Consider the following 20,450-nt stretch of genomic DNA (forward strand, 5'->3'; position numbering starts at 1 on the left):
TCTTATGGCAATCCGGCCCTAGAACTCGATGTTGTTGGGCGTTCTGGGGAAGGGGATAACGTCGCGGATGTTGGTGATGCCGGTCAGCATCATCAGCAGGCGCTCAAAGCCCATGCCGAAACCGGCGTGGGGCACGGTGCCGAAGCGGCGGGTATCCAGATACCACCAGTAATCTTCGGTGTTCTGGCCCATCTCGCGGATGCGGCTTTCCAGCACGTCCAGACGCTCTTCACGCTGCGAACCGCCGATAAGCTCGCCGATGCGGGGTACCAGCACGTCCATGGCGGCAACGGTTTTGCCGTCTTCGTTAAGGCGCATGTAGAACGCTTTGATTTCCTTGGGGTAGTCGCGCACGATAACAGGCTTGCGGAAGTGTTCTTCCGCCAGATACCGCTCATGCTCGGTCTGCAGGTCGCAGCCCCAGGTTACGGGGTATTCCCAATCCTTCTTGGCGGCGAGCAGAATGTCTATGGCCTCGGTATACGTCACGCGGGCAAAGGGCTCCTTCACCAGCGTTTCAAGGCGGCCCATCAGTTCCTTGTCCACAAAGCTGGCAAACAGGTTCAGGTCGTCCGCGCAGTGTTCCATCACGTGCTTTACCACGTACTTGGTCATTTCTTCGCCAAGGTCCATGTCGTCATGGATGTCTGCAAAGGCCACTTCAGGCTCGATCATCCAGAATTCGGCAGCGTGGCGGGGGGTATTGGAATTCTCGGCGCGGAAGGTGGGGCCGAAGGTGTATACCTTGCCCAGACCCATGGCGAGCAGTTCCGCTTCCAGCTGGCCGGAAACGGTGAGGTTGCTCTCGCGGCCGAAGAAGTCGTTCTCGAAAAAATCGCCGCTTTCGGGCTTCTGTGCGCCCTCCACGGGCAGGGTGGTCACGCGGAACATCTCGCCTGCGCCTTCGCAGTCGGAACCGGTGAGAATGGGGGTGTGTACGTAGAAGAAGCCGCGCTCACGGTAGAAGGTGTGTATGGCATACGCGGCTTCGGAGCGGATGCGGAAAGCTGCGCCGTACTTGTTGGTACGGGGGCGCAGGTGGGCTATGGTGCGCAGAAACTCGTCGGAATGACGCTTTTTCTGCAGCGGAAAGGTCTCGGCATCTGCCACGCCGAGCAGCTTCAGTTCGGTACAGCGGATTTCCCACTTCTGGCCCTTGCCGGGAGATTCCACCAGCTCGCCGAGAATCTCGACGGATGCGCCGGTGTTCACGTCCTTGATGACGGGGTAGGTGGGGACTGTTTCATCCACGATGACCTGAATGTTGTTCAGGCAGGAACCGTCGTTCAGTTCAAGAAACGAAAAGCCCTTGGAGTCGCGGCGGGTGCGCACCCAGCCGCATACCTTCAGTTCCGCCGCCGGGCTCTGAGCATTGAGCGCATCAACTACCTGCGTTCTACGCATACACTATCTCCTTGCAATCCCTGAATATGATAAGGCCATGCCAGCGGCCCTTTTTCTGCCGGTAACGCGGCAGCCGAATGCCATGCCACTTCTGCCGCTGCCTTGGGATAGGCGCAATGCGCGTTATGGGTCAACAGATTTTGCCCGGGTGCGCAATAAAACGTCGGCACGCTGTGCATATCATGAATATGACAGAGAAGATACGGCTCAGGAGGGGGCGCGGTGCAGGCGCGGTGCATAAGAAAAGGCCTCCCTTAGCGCCAACAGAGGGAGGCCTTTCATGCCAAAAGCAAATCTTTCGCATTTATGCGGGCCGATACTCCTAGCGGTCCCGCATGACAGTAACAGTCCCGCCGCTCGGGCGACGGGAAAACTCCTCCACAATAATTCGGGGGAACCCTTCGCACTGGTTCTCTCCGCGTGGCACGGGCGGCAAGCCGCCGTTACCGGGGAACATCCGGCCCCACCGGATATTCCGGGAAAACCTATCATTCCGTCCCGTGCGCGAAACGGTCCGGAACAGACCTTGCGTGCGATAATGCCACCGATCAGACATTGCCGCTGCAGGCCAAGAAAATGATACATCCTCCGTCTCGGTTCATTGATCCCAGAAAAGCCACTGACATGGGAGCGTTCATATCTCCCGCCGTCCTGTTACCCCCTGTCGATACCTCCATCGGCAGGCAGAAGCGGCTGTCGGGTTGATCGCGGAATCCCGGCGACGCGGATTCAGAATCCGCAGCCCGTTGATCCGGCGCAGCATGCCGCAATGGCAATGCCGTTGTACCGGACCCTGCAGACGGGGCCGCCGAACCGTGAGCTGGCCGGTCTCCAGTCAGCAAGCTCAGGCGGGAAACACACCCCGACCATGAAAAACCCATGCAATCACTCCAGTTCTGTCAGATGCAAACATTCATGTCAATTCAGTTAGGTTTGTTTAAATGATCAGTTTATTTGAAGAGTAGCGCCGCTTTTAGCCCTGTTTGCAGCGCTTGACGTATCGGTTGCGCGATTGTAATGGGGATTTTTGCCGGAATGGTCATGAAGTGGTCCAAAGCCATGTTTCACAGGCTCCGGCAGGGATTATTGAGTTTCCGGCCGCATGTACCGTGTGGGGTGCGCGGCGGGGGGCTTTATGAAGAAGCGAGTTTGCAATTATGACGCATGCCAACAAAGATGAATTGATCCGTATTGCACGTGAATCGGGTCTGCCCGTTTCAGAAGATGCCACCGTAACCGATGTGGTGCAGCTGCTGGGCACGCTGCCTATTCTGACGGACGAGATCGCGGAAGCGCTGAACCATATTCTGGGCAACGTGCGCCAGGTGGATAACGCCGCGCGCGCCTAGCGTTTTCCCCCATGCGGAGCTGCGGGTTCCGCCTGCCGAGGCTGCCGGGCGTTTTGCCGGGCGGCATGATTTGCTGCAACCTTCAGAATACGTGGCCCCTGCCGAAAGGCGGGGGCTTTTTGTGTGTTGTTCCGGCAAGATAGGTTTGGGTGAGCGGAAGGGAGCGCCTGTGGTGCAGAAAGAAGCCGTTAGCATGCCTTGATGCAGAGAGCTGACAGGGAAGGGCAGGTCGACGGCAGTGCGGGGTGGGCAGGAAAAAATTAGCTGGCCGAACAGCGAGTTGCAGAAAATACCATCCGGCCCGATTGCCGAAACTCTGCAACTGGGATACCTGCGCAACACGTCCCTTGTGCGGACTAGCTCTCCGGTACCGGTTTGCCGAATCGTTCGGCGGGGGGGATGAGGAGAGCGCGGAGCAATTCCATGGATTTTGCCGAGGCAAAACGGCGGGCCTATGCCGAGATGCGGCTGTGGCAGCGCCCTTTCTTCATCCTGTTCTGCTACCTGTTCACCGCCTGCTTCTATTCCCTTGCCTACTTCATGCACTACAGGGAATTCAAGCAGTTGAGCCACAGCCTTGTAGACGCCTTCTACTTTTCCATGATCACCATCACTACGCTCGGATACGGCGACATAACGCCCGCCACCGAGCTGGCAAAGTGCATTGTGGCCTCGGAAGCCATTCTCGGCGTTATCGTTATCGGCCTTTTTCTGAACTCGCTGGCCAGCTTCTATGCCCGCGTGCGTGAAGAGACGGAAAAAGAGGATACAAGGCTCAAGCGCCTGTGGAACATCACCAAGCGGCTCGACCTTATCGAACCGGCAGCCGTGATTCTGCTCATAGCCATGAACAGCATGATGGCCAAGAAGGTGAAGAAGTTCACCGCGACGGAGCTGCGATCCATCACCTTTCATGTGGGCGATCTGAAAGACCTGTTTTCGCCCAGCCATTTTTACAGGGCGGGCATATCCACCCCCGCCGTGTTCTTCTACTTCGACTGTCTGCGTAAATTCACCGCCAAGGTGGACCTGCTTGTGGCGCAGGACGACATGTCGCTGGAGCGGGAGCGCGCGCGGCGTATCGTGAACCTGCTGCGCAAGATAGAATCCACGGATGTGGAACCGGCCTTTCGCGAAGGGCATGCCCGCAAGCTGAGCGATGGCAGGCGCGAGGCCGATGTCATCCGGTTCTATCTGAGCAGGGTGCGCCGTGATCCTGATTCCATTCCCCTGCGCACGGTGGTGACCCCCGTGTTCATTCTGCGCGACCAGATACGGCTGGTTATCGAACTGCTCATCGAGCTGGCCGAGCTTTCCGAAGGGGTGGACAGAAAGGCGCTGCATCAGTCGGTCTGATTTGCCTCAGTGGGCAAGCTGCCAGACTGAAACCGGCTCGCGTTTTCCCTTCAGGGCATGGCTGCCCGCATAAGTCATGCGGCTGCGCAGGCTGCTGTCCTTCAACGCTTTGTACAGCGTGTCGGAAATAATAATGCTCGTTCCCAGTAACTTGCTGAGGGATTCCAGCCGTGCCGTCGTGTTCACGGCATCGCCGATGACCGTGAATTCCAGCCTGTCCGGCGATCCCACAAGGCCGGAAATGACCTGCCCCGTATGCAGCCCTATGCCTATGGCAACTGGGGACGACAGGCGCGCGTTGATAAGGGGCAGGCGGTCGCGGATGGCAATGGCCGCCTGCAGGGCATTATCCGCGCAGGTACACTCTTCTCCTTCTTCATGCTCTGCCAGCCCGAATACGGCCAGCATGCCGTCGCCGATGAACTTGTCCACCATGCCGCCGTGCGCGGTGATTATCTCGACACAGGCCGTGAAATAGGTATTCAGGTCTTCCACCACGGTTTCGGGCCGTGCGGTTTCCGTTGTTGTCGTGAAATCGCGTATGTCGGACATGAAAATGATCACGTCTCTGCGACTGCCGCCAAGGGCAAGGCCACGTGCCGTGCCCCGTATCAGGTGCTCGGCAATGCGCGGGTCCACCACCTTGCCGAGCAGGTTGCGGATGTGCCGCTTTTCGCGCAGGCCTGCGATCATGTGGTTGGTGCCACGGGCGATGAGCCCGAACTCGTCACGGCGCATTTCGGGTACCTGTACGGTCAGGTCGCCGTTGCGCACCGATTCCAGCGCATCGGTCTGCGCGTTGAAGGCAAGACGCAGGTTGCGGGCATATGACCAGACAACCCGCAGCGTGAAGCAGAGAATGACGGCGCAGACAAAGACGATTTCAAGCGCCACGAACACGGCCTGTGTCCGCACATCGTCAGGCGGAAGGCTCTGCAGATAGAGCAGGTCCTTGAAAACCACCATGGAGATGATGAGGGCGTTGCAGGCCATCACGACTGATGCGAGCAGCGAGATGCGCCGTGTGAGCGAGCTGAAGGGGGGCGCAGGCGGCGGGCTGCCTTCCGGCTCCCTATGCTGCGTGGTATGGCCAACACCTGAGGGGGCGTCGGGGAGCGTGGCCTTGGCGGCATAGCCATGTCCGGCATGGTCACCCGCGTCTTCAACATACGCGTATTCATCATACCCCTTAGCGACATATGCCTCATCACCACTCGTGTCCTTGTCACCCGTGACCGTGTCTCCCGTGTCGTGGTCACCCGAGTCATCAACTCCCACTTCTTTACCACCCACATCACGGCCACCCACATTATTGGCATACGTGTCATTGGCATACGTTTTGGGAGTCGACGCATTGCGGTCTTTCATTTTCCGGTCGTTCTGTTCAGGCCCCCGCATGGCCAGTGCGACAATCCGCTCCCTTTCCAGCGTGATATCCAGTGCCATGAAAAGTCCGAAGCTTACCGTGCCGGTGAGCACCTTGAGCCCGCTTTCCAGCGGGAATCCGAAAATGGCCATGTCGAACAGGGTAATGGCTATGCCGAGGCCGGAGGTAAACGCGATATCCAGCAGGAACTGACGCCTGCCCGCGCCGAGATCGTCCGGAAGGACATAGGCGGGTTCGGCAAACGACCGCAGGGCATGCAGGGTGGCGTATCCCGCAATAAGCACCATAGCCCATTGCCAGACGGGCAGCGAATCCACAAAGGGGCAAACAAGCCCGCCGTATATGGTCATGAGCAGGGCGGAAACACCATAAAAGGCAAGGGCGTGGGTCTGTGTTGTGCCTCCGGTTGGCAGGCTGTGCGGTGAATCGGGCAATGGTCCGGCCGGTGCCGCTGTGATCAACGGCGTTGATGGAGGTGTCGTTGCCGGGCTGGTCGTATTCTGACTGGTCATGGTCTGGCTCCTGCATGGGGCGTGTCCGGATGCTGGCAGAGCATAGCAGGTTTCGGGCATTGCACCAATCCCGGCAGTGATTTCAATCATACGATAATCAATCCCTTTCTCTGCGCATCCATGACGCTGCGCTTGCCGGTTTTGACCGGTTCTTCCGGTTTCTGTCCGCGCAGGCTGGGCGAACTTGGCGAACTGGGTGAACTTGGCGAGCTGGGTGAGATGCGGAATACGGATGTCGCTTTTGTCGCTCTTTCCGCTTTGGGTTGTTGCCCATGCAGGGAAAGCCAGCTATTGTAACGACCTGTGTTAACATACCCCTGCACGGGCGGCTGCGCCGCCTGATTAGGGGGAATAACGGGGAACTCATCGGGGAGCCGGAATGGAAGGGCGCAAGGTCAGTGACAGCGAAACCGTGGCAACGCACCGCGCATTGCCCAGCGATGCCAATCCCGCAGGCAATGTGCATGGCGGGGTCATTCTCAAGCATATAGATCTGGCCGGAGCCGTGTGTGCCATGCGCCATGCGCGGGGCCACACCGTGGTGACAGCCTCCATAGACCGCATGGAATTCAAGGCCCCCGCCCATGTGGGGGAACTGCTCATTCTCAGGGCCAGCGTGAACATGGTGAGCTCCCGTTCCATGGAAGTGGGCGTGCGTGTGGAATCGGAAGACCTGCTCACCGGCGACGTGCGCCACGTGGCCTCTGCCTACCTTACGTTTGTGGCCATGGATGAGAACCGCAAGCCCACGCCCGCACCGCCCCTCATTCTGGAAAGCCAGACCCATCAGCGCAGAAACGAAGAGGCCAAGCGCCGTCGTGAGCTGCGGCAGGAAGAGCGCCGCCGCGAAAAGCTGGCGCAGGAAAGCATGGCCCATGCGGCTGGCGGTGAGCCGGTTCGGGCCAAGGAATTTTACTAGCACCGGGCATGGATATGCAGCCGGGTACACATCAGGCGGATTCCGGATCGTCGCAGGAACATGCGCAGGAGACTGCCGCCGACCCCTCGCCTGACGAAGGTGAAAATATGGAAAGAACGGTTGCCCGCAACGCCGCCGTTGTTTCAGGGGCTACGCTGGTTTCGCGTGTGCTGGGGTTTGTGCGCGACTGCGTGGTGGCTTCCGTGCTGGGGGCAGGCCCGCTGGCGGATGCCTTTTTCATAGCCCTGCGGTTGCCCAATCTCATGCGCAGGCTGTTCGGCGAAGGCTCGCTTTCTCTTGCCCTTATCGGTGAATTTGCCCACACCCGACAGCAGTCCGGAGCCGTATCGGCCCATGCCATGGTCCGGACCTGCCTTGTGTGGCTGCTGATCATTCTTGGCGTAGTGTGTGTTGCCGCCATGTACTGGTCCGGTCCGGTAACGGCGATGCTTGCACCCGGTCTGCTGCATTCCCCCGAAATATTTGCGCGCACGGCCGAGCTTGTGCGTCTGTGCTTTCCCTATGCGCTGCTTATCTGCATAACTGCCCTGTGCGGGGCCGTGCTGCAGGCGCGGGGGCATTTTCTCGCTCCGGCGCTGGCTCCCTGCGTCTTCAACTGCTCCCTTATCGCCGGTGCCGCCGTGGCATGGATTGCGGGCTGGCCCGTGCCGGAAACCCTTGGTGTTGCCCTGCTGGTTGCCGGTGTGCTGCAGATTGCATTGCAGCAGCCTTTTCTTGCGCGGGCGGGGTTCCGCTGGCGCGGCGCATGGTCGCTGAAGGATGAAGGGGCAAAGCGGGTGGGCAGGCAGATGCTGCCTTCCGTCTTCGGGGCGGCCGTCTATCAGCTGAGCATAGTGTTGACCACCATGCTGGCTTCTTTACTGCCTGAGGGCAGCATATCCCACCTGTATTATGCCGACCGGCTGGTGCAGTTTCCGCTGGGCGTTTTCGGCGTGGCCGTGGGCACGGCGGCACTGCCTGCGCTGGCAAGCCTTGCGGCCCGCGGCGAAACGGTCCGGTTCCGCACTGCGCTGGAAGATTCTCTGCGCCTTACCCTGTTCATCAGCCTGCCCGCTGCGGCGGGGCTTGCAGGCATGGCCGACCCCATTGTGAATATCCTTTTCGGGCGGGGCGCCTTTACGGATACTGCCGTGCAGCAGACCGTGCTCGCCCTGTGGGGCTATGCGCCGGGGCTGCCCGCCTTTGCGGCAACGCGCCCGCTTATTGCGGCCTTTCACGCCCGTCGCGATTCCGCAACGCCGGTTGCTGCGGCTGTGGGCGGGCTTGCGGTTACGGTGGGCGGCGGTGCCGTGCTCATGCAGTTCATGGGAGTGGCAGGTCTGGCCCTTGCCGTTTCCTTGGGCTCGTGGGTTAATGTTGTTCTTCTGTACCGGCTGTTCCTGCGCAGGGAACAGTGCGGCGGCTTCAGTTTCCGCTGGGCTGCGGTCTACCTTCTGCTGAGTGCGGGGGTGTGGGGGGCGGCGGCATACAGCTCATTCCGCTTTGGTGCATGGAGCCTTATAGCAATTCCTGTTATCATTGTATTCTACGCGGGGAGCGCTATGGTGTGCAGAAGTCCGGACATGAGGCTGCTGTTGCGGCGCCAGGCTGCCGGATAGCTTCCGGCATGGCTGTTGCGTTTCGGCAGAGTCTGCACGGGCACCCTGTATGGTGTTTGCATCTTATTGCGTGGTGGGGGGGAGCAGCCCGTCGGCGTTTTGCGCTCTCCGTATTCCGTTAGTATTGTGGCGCAGTTTTTCGAAAGAGACGGATCATGGTGAAACGAACAACAGGGATGGGGTTCAAGAGTCTGCAGGCAAAGCTGGCTACACTGGTGGTGGCTGTCTCTACGCTGGTATTGCTGTTGTTCAGCGCGTACGATTATGTTTCCGTGCGGCACCAGAAGTATGTGGAGCTGGAAACCTTTACCCAGCAGCTTGCGGCACGGTCCGCGCGTACCCTGCTCAGGCCGGTATGGAACGTGGACCTGAAGGCGGTGGAATCCATCATTGCCTCCGAGCTGAGCGACAGGCGGGTCTTCGCCATGTTCGTGCTGGAGGATGACGGCCGCACCGTTTTTACCGGAGTCCGCAACGATGGTACCCGCCTTGCCGCCATTCCCCTGGATGAAACAAAGGACATGCTGCTCTATTCCGAAGAGCTGAGCATGGACGGCCAGTATATCGGCTCCGTGCTGGTCATGGTTACGCCGGAGCATGTACGCAAGGAACTGCTTGATCAGGTTATCGCCACGGGCGCACGCACCATTGCCCTTGTGGCGGTGCTCGGATTTCTCATTCTGTACGTCGCCAGACGTATCGTCATTCGTCCTCTTCAACGTCTTTCCGACACCACGCACAGTATCGCCGAAGACAAGATTTATATGGTGCGTGCCGAAAAAACCCACGATGACGAAATTGGCTCTCTTGTGGACAGCTTTAACGAGATGCTTGAGCGCATAGAGGCGCGCGACCAGATGCTGAATAACCGCAGAAAGCATCTCGAGGCACTGGTGAGCGAGCGCACGGCAGAGCTGGAAGAGGCCCGGCGCAAGTCAGAAGAGGCCAGCAAGGCCAAGAGCGAATTTGTTGCCAACATGAGCCACGAACTGCGCACCCCCATGAATGCCATCATCGGCATGACCGACATAGCCGAAAAGACCAAGCTTACGGCCAAGCAGCATGAATATCTCAAAATAATAAAGGCTTCGGCCCGCTCGCTGCTCGGCATCGTCAACGACATTCTCGATATTTCCAAGATAGAGGCCCAGAAGCTGGAACTGGAAGCCATTCCCTTTGACCTGCGCAAGACGCTCGACGAAGTGACCGACCTGTTCGGCGACCGTGTTTCCGAAAAAGGGGTGGAACTTGTGGCAGACGTAGAATCCGACGTGCCCAATTCCTTCCTCGGAGACCCGCTCCGGCTCAAGCAGGTGCTCATCAATCTGGTGACCAACGCCTTCAAGTTTACCGACAGGGGCGAGGTGTATATTTCCATTTCCCTTGCCTCGCTGGAGCAGGGGGTTGCAGGGCTGGATTTCTTTGTGCGCGATACCGGCATAGGGATTGCGGCGGACAGGCAGGAGCACCTGTTCGAAATGTTCACGCAGGCCGACGGTTCGACCACCCGCAGGTATGGGGGGACGGGACTCGGGCTCGCCATTGCGCGGGAGCTGGTTAACCTTATGGGCGGCGAGATCACTGTGGAAAGCGAAGAGGGCAAGGGCAGCATCTTCCGCTTCTCCGTGCCGCTGCGTCTTGCCGAGCGGCAGGAAACGCGCCAGTACGAACTGCCGCCGGAAATATGGAAACACCGCGTTCTGCTGGTGGAGGACAACCGCAGCAACCGGTCCGTCATAGAGCGTATGCTGGCATCCATGGGTATGCAGTGCGATTCTCTTGAAAACGGAGCAGAGGCATTGGCAGTGCTTGAACGCGATGCCTCCCGCTACGGTCTGCTTCTGCTGGACTGGCGGCTGCCCGGCATGGACGGCCTGCAGGTTGTGGAACGGCTGCTTGCGCAGAAAGTGGCCCTGCCGCCCGTTATGCTGATGACGGCGTTCGGCCGTGAATCGGAAGTGGAGCGCGCAGAAACACTTGGTATAAAAGCCTTTCTGCTTAAACCCGTGAAGATCGCTTCGCTGCATCGTATTATACTTGAAACATTTGGCTTTGCCGAGCAGGGGGGCGATACCGTCCCCGAAGGTCTGGATATGAAGGAATTCAATGGCGTCAGAGCGTTGCTGGTGGAAGACAATATCATTAACCAGCATGTGGCCCGCGAGGTGCTCCAGAGCGAGGGTATGACTGTGGATGTGGCCGAAACCGGCCGCGTTGCGCTCGATTTGCTGGAAGACCACACCTACGATGTCATCTTCATGGATCTGCAGATGCCGGTCATGGACGGCTTTGAAGCCACCCGCGCCATCCGCGCCATGCCGAAGTTTGATGCCGTTCCCATTATCGCCATGACGGCACACGTGATGACGGAAGACAAGGCGCTGGCCCAGAGCGCGGGCATGAACGATTATATCACCAAGCCCATAGACAGGCTGCTGCTGTTCAGCGCGCTGCGTAAATGGGTTGGTCCACACCGCAAGCAGAAGGCGGATGAGGTATCACCCGACGGAATTGCACCGGAAGGATTGGTTCCAGACAGGGCAGGGCAGGCGCTTTCATCTGATACGCAGGCTCAGGGAGGAGCTTCCGGCACGCCCATTGCCCCCGTTCTGCCTGCAGCAGGGACTGGTAACGGCAACGGGCAGCAGGCACCTGCAAAGAGCATGAGCGCAACACCGCGGAGCTTGAAAGACGTGTTAACCGTGCCTGAGGAGCAGATGCCCGTTTGCAGCGAGAAAGTGCCGCTGCCAAAGAGCCTCCCCGGTCTTGATATCGTGGAAGGTGTGCAGCGTGTCAGCGGCAAGGAATGGCTGTACCTGAAGATTCTGGAAGGATTTCTGGGCGCGTATGGCGGCTCCATGGTTGATTTTCGCGCATTGTACGAAGCCGGAGATAAGGAGGGGCTGTCGCGCAAGGCGCATACCGTCGCGGGGGCAGCCGGAAATGTTTCCGCAAAGGAACTGCGGCTGAAGGCGCTGGCTGTGGAGCAGGCTGCGGGCAAGGGCAGCGATGGTCTTGCAGTTTTGCTGGATGCTCTTGAGGTGGCGCTTGAAGAGGCTTGCGAATCCATGCGCACGGTCGTGCGCATGTGCTCTGAAGAATAGCGACGGAAGTATTTCTGACCATAGATAAAAGAGAAGCCCCGCTGATGCGGGGCTTTCCTTTTTTGGATGGGGCGAATGATGGGGATTGAACCCACGACAACACGGGCCACAACCGTGTGCTCTACCAACTGAGCTACATCCGCCACAGGCAAGAACGGCTCTATACATGGACCATAGGGAGTGGTCAAGCATATTTTCCATAACTCCAAAAAAGATTTGCTCCCCACTTCGGTGCAGCGTACAAGAGTGTGCTGGCAGCGGAGAGGTTCCGCAATCCGAAGTGCCGGCCAGACAACACCCCAAAGGGAGTAGTATGGAAAAACTCGTCATCGAAGGCGGGCAACCGCTCAAGGGAACGATTAGGATAAGCGGCGCAAAGAATGCCGCACTGCCCATTCTCATGGGGTCCATCCTTCTGGATGAACCCACCACGTTTACCAATGTCCCCAATCTCAAGGACATTCGCACCACCATCAAACTGCTCGACATCCTCGGCTGCCCCGCATCGTTTGAAAACGGCGTTGTGCGCACCCGCCCCTGCGAGCTCAAGCCCGAAGCACCCTATGATCTGGTGAAGACCATGCGTGCCTCGGTGCTGTGTCTCGGCCCGCTGCTGGCCCGTCTCGGGTATGCCAAGGTGGCATATCCCGGCGGCTGTGCCATTGGCGCGCGTCCGGTAAACCTGCATCTTTCCGCGCTGGAACAGATGGGCGTGGAGTTCGATCTGGACTCCGGCTACATCATCGGCAAGGTGGATACCTTGCGCGGCGCGCATATTGTTTTTGAAAAGATCACCGTGGGCGGAACGGAAAACCTGCTCATGGCCGCCGCTCTCGCCGAAGGTGAAACCATTCTTGAAAACGCCGCGCGCGAGCCGGAAGTGGTGGACCTTGCCAACTTCCTCATCGCCTGCGGTGCGAAGATTGAAGGCCACGGCACCAGCGTCATCCGCATTCAGGGTGTTCCGCGCCTGCATGGCTGTGAATATCCGATCATGGCGGACCGCATAGAAGCGGGCACCTTCATGGTGGCAGCCGCCATCACCAAGGGCGATCTGCTGCTGGAACATTGCCCCTATGAAGCACTGGACGCCGTTAATTCCAAGCTGCGTGAAATGGGCGTGGAAGTGACAAAGGAAGAAGGCGGCGTGCGTGTGCGGTATACCGGCACCCTGAATTCCGTGGACATCACCACCCAGCCTTATCCCGGGTTCCCCACCGACATGCAGGCCCAGTTCATGGCCCTGATGTGTGTGGCGGACGGCTCGGGTATGGTGGAAGAAACCATCTTCGAGAACCGCTTCATGCACGTGCTCGAACTGGTGCGCATGGGCGCGGATGTCCGCCTTGTGGGCCGTACGGCACGCATCAAGGGCGGACGTGAACTGAATGGCGCCCCTGTCATGGCTTCCGACCTTCGTGCCAGCGCATCGCTGGTGCTGGCAGGTCTTGCGGCTCAGGGTACCACCCATGTGCAGCGCATCTATCATCTGGACCGCGGGTATGAGCGTATTGAAGAAAAGCTCAATCCCGTGGGTGCCAGCATAGTGCGCATGCAGGAAATCGAAGAATAATCCGGGGCTTCAGTGCGCCGTTTTTCCGAGTATTCCAAAGCCCCCGCCATGTCGGGGGCTTTTTTACTGCCGTGGCAATGGCTGGCCCTGTGCTGGTTTGCCGGAATATGGAGCACGCGGCATCCTCTGCCTGCTGTTGCCGTGGCGTTGGCCGCCACGGGCATGTATCTGCGCTGGAGCGTGCAGGGGGCCTCTGCTCCCGCAGCCGTGACGGCGGCTCCCGACTCCGCTGAACCGGTTTCCCTTCAGATATCTCAGGGCTATGCGTATCGCCTTGCCGCATGGGCGCGGCCCGTGCTGCTGCCGCTTTTGCTTACTCTGCTGGCTGTTGCGGCGGGATACGGGGCTGCCGTGTTGCGCACAACCGATGCTTCCGGGCTTCTTCCCGCCTTTGTGGAAGGCCGCAAACCCGTGGTGGTGACGGGAACGGTGCAGGCTGTGGAGCCTGCGCTGAACAACCGTCTGCAGATCATTCTGGACGATGTGTGGTGCGATACCGGCGATCAGCAGGTGCCCCTTGCCGGACGCATGGTCTGGACATGGGATTCCCCCGAACAGGTGGGCGGCATGGGCGAGGCCGCACGTCCGGGACCCGGCCAGCAGGTTTCTCTGCGCCAGCGGGTCAAGCCTGTTCGCGGCTTTCTGAACGAAGGTACGTGGGACAGCGGGCAATACTGGCGCGACAAGGGTGTGCTCTGGCGGGTGTGGACCCGTGGCAAGAAAAACGACCTGCGTATTTCCGGTGTTCCTTCCCGTATCTGGCAGTGGCGTGAGGCTGTGCGCACGCAGATGATGGGTGTGCTTGCTCCGGTGCAGGATGCCCTGCGTGTCACTGCTGTGCAGGCCGGACTGGGTGATGCGGCAGATAGCGCGGCTGCCGGTTCGAGGTCAAAGGCCGGTTCGGATAATGAAGACGGGACTGGCGATACCGCCGATACCGCTGACGGCGGTGCGGAGGAACAGGCCGGTGTTGCCATGGATTCGTGGCGCACGCTTGTTCCGGAAAAAGGCAATCCCGCCTCAGTCATTCCGGCACTGTTGTTCGGCGACAGATTCTATCTGACCTACGAGCGCATGGACCAGCTCTCTCTGGCTGCCGTGTCACACTCCCTGGCGCTTTCCGGCATGCATCTGGGTGTCATGGCTGGCTCGGGCTGGTGCTTTGCGTGGCTTGCGGGCTGGTTGTGGCCGGCGCTGTATCTGCGTCTGCCGCGGCCCAAGTTGGCTGTTCTGTTCGCTGCGCCGTTGGTGGCAGGTTATGTGTGGCTGGGGGGCGGTTCGCCATCCCTGCTGCGCGCCGCACTCATGTTTGCCTGCTGGGGCGTGTTGCTGTGGCGCAACCGGCCGCGCGTGTTGCTGGATGGCGTGTTCATTGCGGTGATGCTGATCTCCCTGTGGGATCCGCTTGCCCTGTTTGACCTGCGATTGCAGCTTTCGGCTCTGGCTGTGCTTTCTCTGGCCCTGTTTCTGCCTGTGCTGCTGCCTGTGGCGCTCGATTGCGCTGAATGGCTGTGTGGAAAGCGCAAAGGCTCAGCGGATGCCGCCGGTGACGCAGAGGAGAATACTGCTGCCGGATTCCGCTTATCCCGTTTGGCATCGAGTTTGGCATCGCATGTGTGCAGGGGGGCGGCAGGGCTGCTCGCGGCGAACCTGAGCATACAGCTCGGCATGTTGCCCGTGGTGCTCTGGAATTTCAATACCACCAGTTCATGGTTCCTGCTCAATCTGCTCTGGTTGCCTGTGCTCGGCTTCTGGGTGCTGCCGCTGTGTCTGGCAGGGCTGGCCTTCAGCGTGTTCTGGGCTTCTGCTGCTGCCCTGTGGTTTCAGGCTGCGCTGCTGCCCGTTTCGTGGCTGTTTGGCGGTCTGGACTGGCTGCAGCAGGCCGGATGGCTGATCCCGCATGTGGCCATGCGCCCGCACTGGCTGAGCATGGCCGGATACTGGATGCTGCTGGTGTGCTGTGCTTTCCGGTTCGGCGGCGTGGCTGCGCGCCATGCGCGGATGCTCAGGGGTGGTATGGCAGCGGGGGCCGTGCTCCTGCTGCTGGCTCCGGTCGGCCGCATGGTGACAGGAATGCAGGACGTGGTGACCCTGACCCTGCTCGACGTGGGGCAGGGGCAGTCCGTTCTCATCACGCTGCCGCATGAGCAGCGTATTCTGGTGGATGGCGGAGGTTTCGGGCTTGCCGGTTTTGATACGGGCAAATCCATCGTCACTCCGGCGCTGACATGGCACATGCCGCCTTCTCTGGCTCTCGTGGCCAACACGCATCCCGACACCGATCATCTGCAGGGGTTGTTTTACCCGCTGCGCTATTTTGACGTGGACCGGTTTGTGGTGAACGGCGACAAGCCTTCGCGTTCCAATGCCGCACGGCTGCGCGAGGTGGAGAAGGGGGCTGGCGTGAAGCCGGAAACCGTTGCGGCGGGCGATGTGCTGTTCGAGCATGAAGGGCTGCGTCTTGAGGTGCTGCATCCGCCCCGCGACAGGGGGCGTGCCTCATCCAACAATGCTGCGCTGGTGCTGCGCCTTGTGCGCAACGGGCATGGTCTGGCGCTGCTCATGGGGGATCTGGAAAAGGAAGGAATTAACGCCCTGCTGGCTTCCGGACGCGACCTGAGTGCCGAAGTGCTGGTGCTGCCGCACCATGGTGCGAAATCCAGCCTTGTGCCACGTCTGTACGATGCCGTGCGCCCGCAGATTGCCCTTGCGGGAACAGGCTATCTCAATCACTGGAAGTTCCCTTCGCAGGCGGTTCGCGACGAGCTGGTAAAGCAGGGTATACCCCTCTACCATACGGCGGAACACGGTCAGGTGCGTATTGTGTGGCGCGGAGACGGTGCGCCGCAGGTGTCCACCTTTCTGCCTGCGCCCTGATTGTATCTGATTTGATCTGGCCGGTTTTGCCTTTCCGATGCTGGATAAGCATGTCATCCGGAACCGGGAAATAGCCCAGGCACAAACAAGGAACGGCGCCTTGAAGACGCCGTTCCGATACCAACCATCAGACACCCCGTAGTGTCACACACTTTCATGGATTGCGGAGCCGCAGCGCCTCAGGGATTCTTGGCCATGGCCTGAGTCACGCGCAGCTTGAGTTCGGTAAGATCCACGGATTTCACGACATAGAAGTCCGCAGCAATGGATTTGAGATCGTGCTGAAAACTGTCATATGCGGTGCTGAGAATCACCGGCAGGTCCTGATCCTTGCTGCGTATCTGCTGCAGCAGGTCAAGGCCGGAAATGTCCGGTCCGAGCTTGATGTCGAGAATAACCACCCGCGGGGTTTCACGGGCTATGACAGCAAGAATGTTCTCTTGTCCGTCGGAGGTCGCGACAGTATACCCTTCCGCCTCAAGCTCTTCCTGATACAGCATGCGGATATGCTTTTCGTCATCAACGACGAGTAATTTCTTGCTGGACATGGACACCTCCAAGATAGCCCGGTTCAGCGAGTGAGTCTGCAGTGAGCATAACAACAGCAGCGGGAGATCCCGGCAATTATTTTCGCTGGATACCATATAGTATTACAGGACAGGGAACGTGACAAGCAGGCACGGACAAATCCTTGAAAAAGTTGCACGAGTGCTTGCCGGTTGCGAATTGCGGGGATTCGCGTAAGTTGCCCTCACGGATGAGGCAGTGGCGCATCAGTCCGCTTCAGAACGCGGTCTGGCCTGCGCTGCCCCCTTCAACGAACCCTCAGTCAAATGGACGCATCATGTCTGAACAGACTTATGAACCAGCCCCGTACGGGGTGACTGTAACCCTCGAACCGGCCAACGAAACCCGCGTGATGCAGGTGAAGAACGTGCAGCAGATGCTCAGTCAGCTGCAGATTCGCCCCACCACCGTGCTCGTTATCCGCGACGGCGGCTTGCTCACTCCGGACCTGAAGCTGCAGCATGGTGACAAGGTTACCGTGCGTACCGTGGTTTCCAGCGGCTAGAAGCGCACCGGAACGGCTTCCCATCACCACGGGAGCCGCATGAACCAAACCCCAAGGATGTTTTCATGAAATGCAAACGCTGCAAAGTGCCCGCAGTCGTCGCGCTGCCCAGCCATAACACGGGTTTCTGCGCCGAATGCTTCGACCTGTTCTTCACCCGTCAGGTTGAACGCGGCATTCATTCTGAAAAATTGTTCACCAAGGAAGACCGCATCCTCGTTGCCCTTTCCGGCGGCAAGGATTCGCTGGCCTGCATCCTCGTGCTCAAGCGCCTTGGTTACGATGTAACCGGCCTGCATATTGATCTCAGCATTCCCAACAGCTCGGAATTTGCCCGTGGCACAGTGGAACGCTTTTGCGAGGAGCACGGCATTGCCCTTATCGTCAAGGAAATGGCCAAAGAAGGCCTTGCCATTCCCGATGTGAAGGCACGGCTCAACCGCCCCATCTGTTCCGCCTGCGGCAAGATCAAGCGCTACTTCTTCAACAAGGTTGCACTGGACGAAAAGTACACTGTGCTGGCCACCGGCCATAACCTTGATGACGAAATAGCCCGCCTGTTCTCCAACGTGCTGCGCTGGGACGTGGGCTACTTGAGCGATCAGGGCCCCATGCTGGAAGCGGAGAACGGTTTTGCCCGCAAGGTGAAGCCCCTGTTCCGCCTTTCCGAATACGAAACGGCCAACTGGTCCTTCCTGCAGGGCATTCCCTACCATTACGCTCCCTGTCCGTATTCCAAGGGCGCCAGCTTCACCTCCTACAAGAAGCTGTGGGCCGATCTGGAAGAAGAAATGCCCGGCCGCAAGCTCGCCTTCTACCTCGGCTTCCTTGAGAAGGGTAAGGCACCTTTCCAGCGGCAGGAGGCCCTTACTGGCGATTCTCTCGCTCCCTGCACCTCTTGTGGCTATCCTACCTCCGCAGAGGTCTGCGGTGTGTGCCGCATCAAGGATGCCGTCTCCGAGCGGAAATAGCCGGATACTTAGTCATACGATTAAAAGAAGGGCAGGGCTGCATGAGCAGTCCTGCCTTTTTGTTTGGGGATATGATGCAACTGGATTGCGTCTGGAATTCGTTTATATTCCATCGACCTGTTGGGTAAACCGCTCATGCGCCGCGTAGTAAGATTCGGGGATTAAAGCGAAGGTAGCTTTCCAAACTTTGCATAGCGCAGTAGCCCGATTAGCAAAAATACACCTCCCTGTACCCCGAGTAGAATAATGTCTCCACCTGCAAGCCAGGAAAGCACTGCGGCAAGTCCGTACAGAACTTCCATTACCGCCCGCTTATAACGCTTTTTTCGGGTCTTCCCGAAGCGAGCGTCAAGGAGCCTAGAAAACAGGAAGAGCAGGAGGACAAGCAGCGCAAAAAGCAGGTATGGAAAATATTCATATATAAACAGACTATTCAAGCATATCTCCTTCCCATTCTGCTCTATGCGCACCTATTATAGCTGCGTCCGTTTTGAGCTGTGTTATCGCTTTTTTCACAACAGGAACCTCCTTGGCTACACCACTTATTGTCCCTGAAATAAATCCTGTTCCTCCACCAATTACAGCACCAGTCCCTCCTCCCGATACAAAGCCTCGTCCGGCGCCTATAACAGTACTCGCTAACTGGTTCTTTAAGATTCTTGAGGCAGGATTATTCCAAAGAGTATCCTTTTCAGAGTTGGCAGCCTCTCCCTCTAAACCCCACGGGTCAACGCAGTTGATCGGATCATCCACACAGTAATCCCGCAGGTCGCCATCGCCGTGTGTGTCGCGGGCGGGGTCAAAAAACAAGAGGGAGCATGCTGATGAGTGATGAGCAAGCACAATGCCAATAAGCGATGCAATACTTTGCAAAACACAGTCATCGTTTAATAAATTATCACTATAAACGAATATATTTAAATTCTGAAAATGTGGATGCTACTCTTTTTACATGATCAAGATTGCCAATCTCTTTTTTTGCATATTCAATCTTAACCATCCCTCCATAATATCTTAATCCTGACTTTGTATATATATTCATATGTGTCATTTCTGGACAAAAAGAGTAGCTTGAAAATGTAATACTCTTGATGTTGTCTAGTTTTAAAATTGTTGTCCCGTAAATATTTCTTGATAGGATGCCATCAGATGAAATAGAAACAATATATCCAATGGATCTCGAGATCAGGAATGTTACGCATGAGACTAGCAAGAGTGCTACGCCAAGCACTTCGCCATGTATCACAAGTGCTATTCCTGCGATCAAAGTAAAAATAGAATGTAGAATCCAAAAAACACCAATAGCAATGTATTATGTTTGGTATGCTTTCATATAGTATTGTGGCGCGCGGCAACATCGCGCGCCATATCGTTTATGTTTATTCTTTTGAAGAACCAAATTCCTTCACACGACTCTGTTCTTCTTTCACATGCACCTCCATTGGGATTGGGAGTGCTTTTATGCCAACACCAAGACTATATCCTTCGCCAGTATAGCCAGCCCCTTGGATTTTTTCTGTTCCCAAAGATGGGACTCCCGGAATCGGCAATTGATAACTTGCTCCTATCTTTTGTGATTTTCCTGCAAGGTCTTTGATCGTTTTCGCCGTGGTTGCTTGATATGAGGCTTCCCCAGAAACACCAAAGCCGGAAGAGGCGCCGTAGTCTCCATAGTACTCAACACCCCAATTTCCCTTATCATCCTTCACAACCATTGCACCGGCTCCTGCGCCAAAACCGAAACCACTGGCGGAAAATCCAACTCCAACCCCCTTGGTTTTCAGCCCCCACGGGTCAACGCAGTTTATGGGATCATCCACACAGTAATCCCACAGATCGCCGTCGCCGCGCATGTCGCGGGCAGGGTCAAGGGCGGTAAAACGGCCCAGCTCGGGGGAATAGTCACGGTAGCCGAAGCGGATGAATCCCGTGTGGCGGTCCACAAGGCCGGAGGCAAAGCCAACTGGCAGGAATAGCTCGGGATTGGAGTCGTTCAGCATAGTCCCGAAGCTATCATATGCCATTTCCTTTATCAACTTGCCTCCATTGGCATCCGGCAGCACCGCCAGCTTGAGCGAGCCTATCTGGTCGAATCCGAGACGATAGGTCGCGGCACCCTGCGGATGCTCCATGGTAACAGCTACGGGGCTGTGACCGGATTCGTAGTGGAACAGGCAGCGGGTGCCGCTGGTGTGGTCTATCCATGCGCCGAGACGCAAGGCATCCTTCCAGATGTAGGATTCGGCCAGCACCATTTATGTGCTTTTCCACCGGACCGAGTGCAGAGCCGTAGTAATAGGTAATCTG

16 protein-coding genes and 1 tRNA gene are annotated in these 20,450 nt (G+C 58.0%); 10 read left to right on the plus strand and 7 right to left on the minus strand.

The genetic code is table 11. The features are described from left to right. Positions 1-18: 18 nt before the first annotated feature. Positions 19-1,404: an asparagine--tRNA ligase gene (asnS, locus tag HUV30_RS14695; RefSeq protein ID WP_174406265.1), complete on the minus strand. Its 1,386-nt coding sequence runs from the start codon at positions 1,402-1,404 to the stop codon at positions 19-21. Positions 1,405-2,561: 1,157 nt separating this feature from the next. Between asnS and HUV30_RS14700 the strand changes: the two genes are divergently transcribed. Together HUV30_RS14700 and HUV30_RS14705 are read left to right on the plus strand one after the other, a co-directional pair. Beyond that, a complete protein-coding gene (locus HUV30_RS14700) occupies positions 2,562-2,753 on the plus strand; it encodes a hypothetical protein (protein WP_174406266.1) in 192 nt (63 codons plus the stop codon). A gap of 423 nt (positions 2,754-3,176) precedes the next feature. After that, a complete protein-coding gene (locus HUV30_RS14705) occupies positions 3,177-4,109 on the plus strand; it encodes a potassium channel family protein (protein ID WP_205245243.1) in 933 nt (310 codons plus the stop codon). 6 nt (positions 4,110-4,115) lie between these two features. On the opposite strand, the gene HUV30_RS14710 is transcribed toward HUV30_RS14705, so the two are convergent. Next, positions 4,116-6,008, minus strand: coding sequence for an adenylate/guanylate cyclase domain-containing protein (locus HUV30_RS14710; RefSeq protein ID WP_174406268.1), 1,893 nt, complete (start codon positions 6,006-6,008; stop codon positions 4,116-4,118). Between the two features lie 21 nt (positions 6,009-6,029). Between HUV30_RS14710 and HUV30_RS14715 the strand changes: the two genes are divergently transcribed. The 4 genes from HUV30_RS14715 (at position 6,030) to HUV30_RS14730 (ending at position 11,650) form a co-directional block, all read left to right on the plus strand. After that, positions 6,030-6,305 (plus strand): hypothetical protein, encoded by a 276-nt coding sequence (locus tag HUV30_RS14715; protein ID WP_174406269.1) that lies wholly within the window; start codon positions 6,030-6,032, stop codon positions 6,303-6,305. Positions 6,306-6,387: 82 nt separating this feature from the next. After that, positions 6,388-6,927 (plus strand): acyl-CoA thioesterase, encoded by a 540-nt coding sequence (locus tag HUV30_RS14720; protein ID WP_174406270.1) that lies wholly within the window; start codon positions 6,388-6,390, stop codon positions 6,925-6,927. A gap of 8 nt (positions 6,928-6,935) precedes the next feature. Continuing rightward, complete coding sequence (gene murJ, locus HUV30_RS14725; protein ID WP_243452208.1) at positions 6,936-8,546, plus strand: murein biosynthesis integral membrane protein MurJ; 1,611 nt, start codon at positions 6,936-6,938, stop codon at positions 8,544-8,546. Positions 8,547-8,701: 155 nt separating this feature from the next. After that, complete coding sequence (locus tag HUV30_RS14730) at positions 8,702-11,650, plus strand: response regulator (protein WP_174406271.1); 2,949 nt, start codon at positions 8,702-8,704, stop codon at positions 11,648-11,650. 67 nt (positions 11,651-11,717) lie between these two features. Here the strand turns inward: HUV30_RS14730 and HUV30_RS14735 are convergent. Then, a tRNA-His gene (locus HUV30_RS14735) sits at positions 11,718-11,793 on the minus strand. A gap of 170 nt (positions 11,794-11,963) precedes the next feature. Here HUV30_RS14735 and murA point away from each other — a divergent pair. Both murA and HUV30_RS14745 read left to right on the plus strand, forming a co-directional pair. Then, complete coding sequence (gene murA, locus HUV30_RS14740; RefSeq protein ID WP_174406272.1) at positions 11,964-13,223, plus strand: UDP-N-acetylglucosamine 1-carboxyvinyltransferase; 1,260 nt, start codon at positions 11,964-11,966, stop codon at positions 13,221-13,223. A 12-nt stretch (positions 13,224-13,235) separates the two neighbouring features. Then, complete coding sequence (locus tag HUV30_RS14745) at positions 13,236-16,100, plus strand: DNA internalization-related competence protein ComEC/Rec2 (RefSeq protein WP_174406273.1); 2,865 nt, start codon at positions 13,236-13,238, stop codon at positions 16,098-16,100. Positions 16,101-16,279: 179 nt separating this feature from the next. Here the strand turns inward: HUV30_RS14745 and HUV30_RS14750 are convergent, their stop codons facing one another. Beyond that, complete coding sequence (locus HUV30_RS14750) at positions 16,280-16,648, minus strand: response regulator (protein ID WP_174406274.1); 369 nt, start codon at positions 16,646-16,648, stop codon at positions 16,280-16,282. A gap of 296 nt (positions 16,649-16,944) precedes the next feature. Here HUV30_RS14750 and HUV30_RS14755 point away from each other — a divergent pair, with 296 nt between their 5' ends. After that, positions 16,945-17,172 carry a MoaD/ThiS family protein gene (locus HUV30_RS14755; protein ID WP_174406213.1) on the plus strand — a complete coding sequence of 76 codons (228 nt, stop codon included), beginning with the start codon at positions 16,945-16,947 and terminating at the stop codon, positions 17,170-17,172. Between the two features lie 65 nt (positions 17,173-17,237). After that, a complete protein-coding gene (locus HUV30_RS14760) occupies positions 17,238-18,143 on the plus strand; it encodes a PP-loop family protein (protein ID WP_174406275.1) in 906 nt (301 codons plus the stop codon). A 161-nt stretch (positions 18,144-18,304) separates the two neighbouring features. Here HUV30_RS14760 and HUV30_RS14765 read toward each other — a convergent pair whose 3' ends face one another. The 3 genes from HUV30_RS14765 to HUV30_RS14775 form a co-directional block, all read right to left on the minus strand. Then, the gene (locus HUV30_RS14765; RefSeq protein WP_174406276.1) at positions 18,305-18,580 is read right to left on the minus strand and encodes a hypothetical protein; all 276 of its coding nucleotides are present in this window, start codon (positions 18,578-18,580) and stop codon (positions 18,305-18,307) included. Continuing rightward, complete coding sequence (locus tag HUV30_RS14770; protein ID WP_174406277.1) at positions 18,573-18,896, minus strand: hypothetical protein; 324 nt, start codon at positions 18,894-18,896, stop codon at positions 18,573-18,575. The genes HUV30_RS14765 and HUV30_RS14770 overlap by 8 nt, the downstream gene beginning before the upstream one ends. A gap of 626 nt (positions 18,897-19,522) precedes the next feature. Further along, the gene (locus tag HUV30_RS14775) at positions 19,523-20,398 is read right to left on the minus strand and encodes an RHS repeat domain-containing protein (protein ID WP_174406278.1); all 876 of its coding nucleotides are present in this window, start codon (positions 20,396-20,398) and stop codon (positions 19,523-19,525) included. Positions 20,399-20,450: the final 52 nt, after the last annotated feature.

This window comes from Desulfovibrio subterraneus (assembly GCF_013340285.1).
GTDB classification, from domain to species: Bacteria; Desulfobacterota; Desulfovibrionia; order Desulfovibrionales; family Desulfovibrionaceae; genus Halodesulfovibrio; species Halodesulfovibrio subterraneus.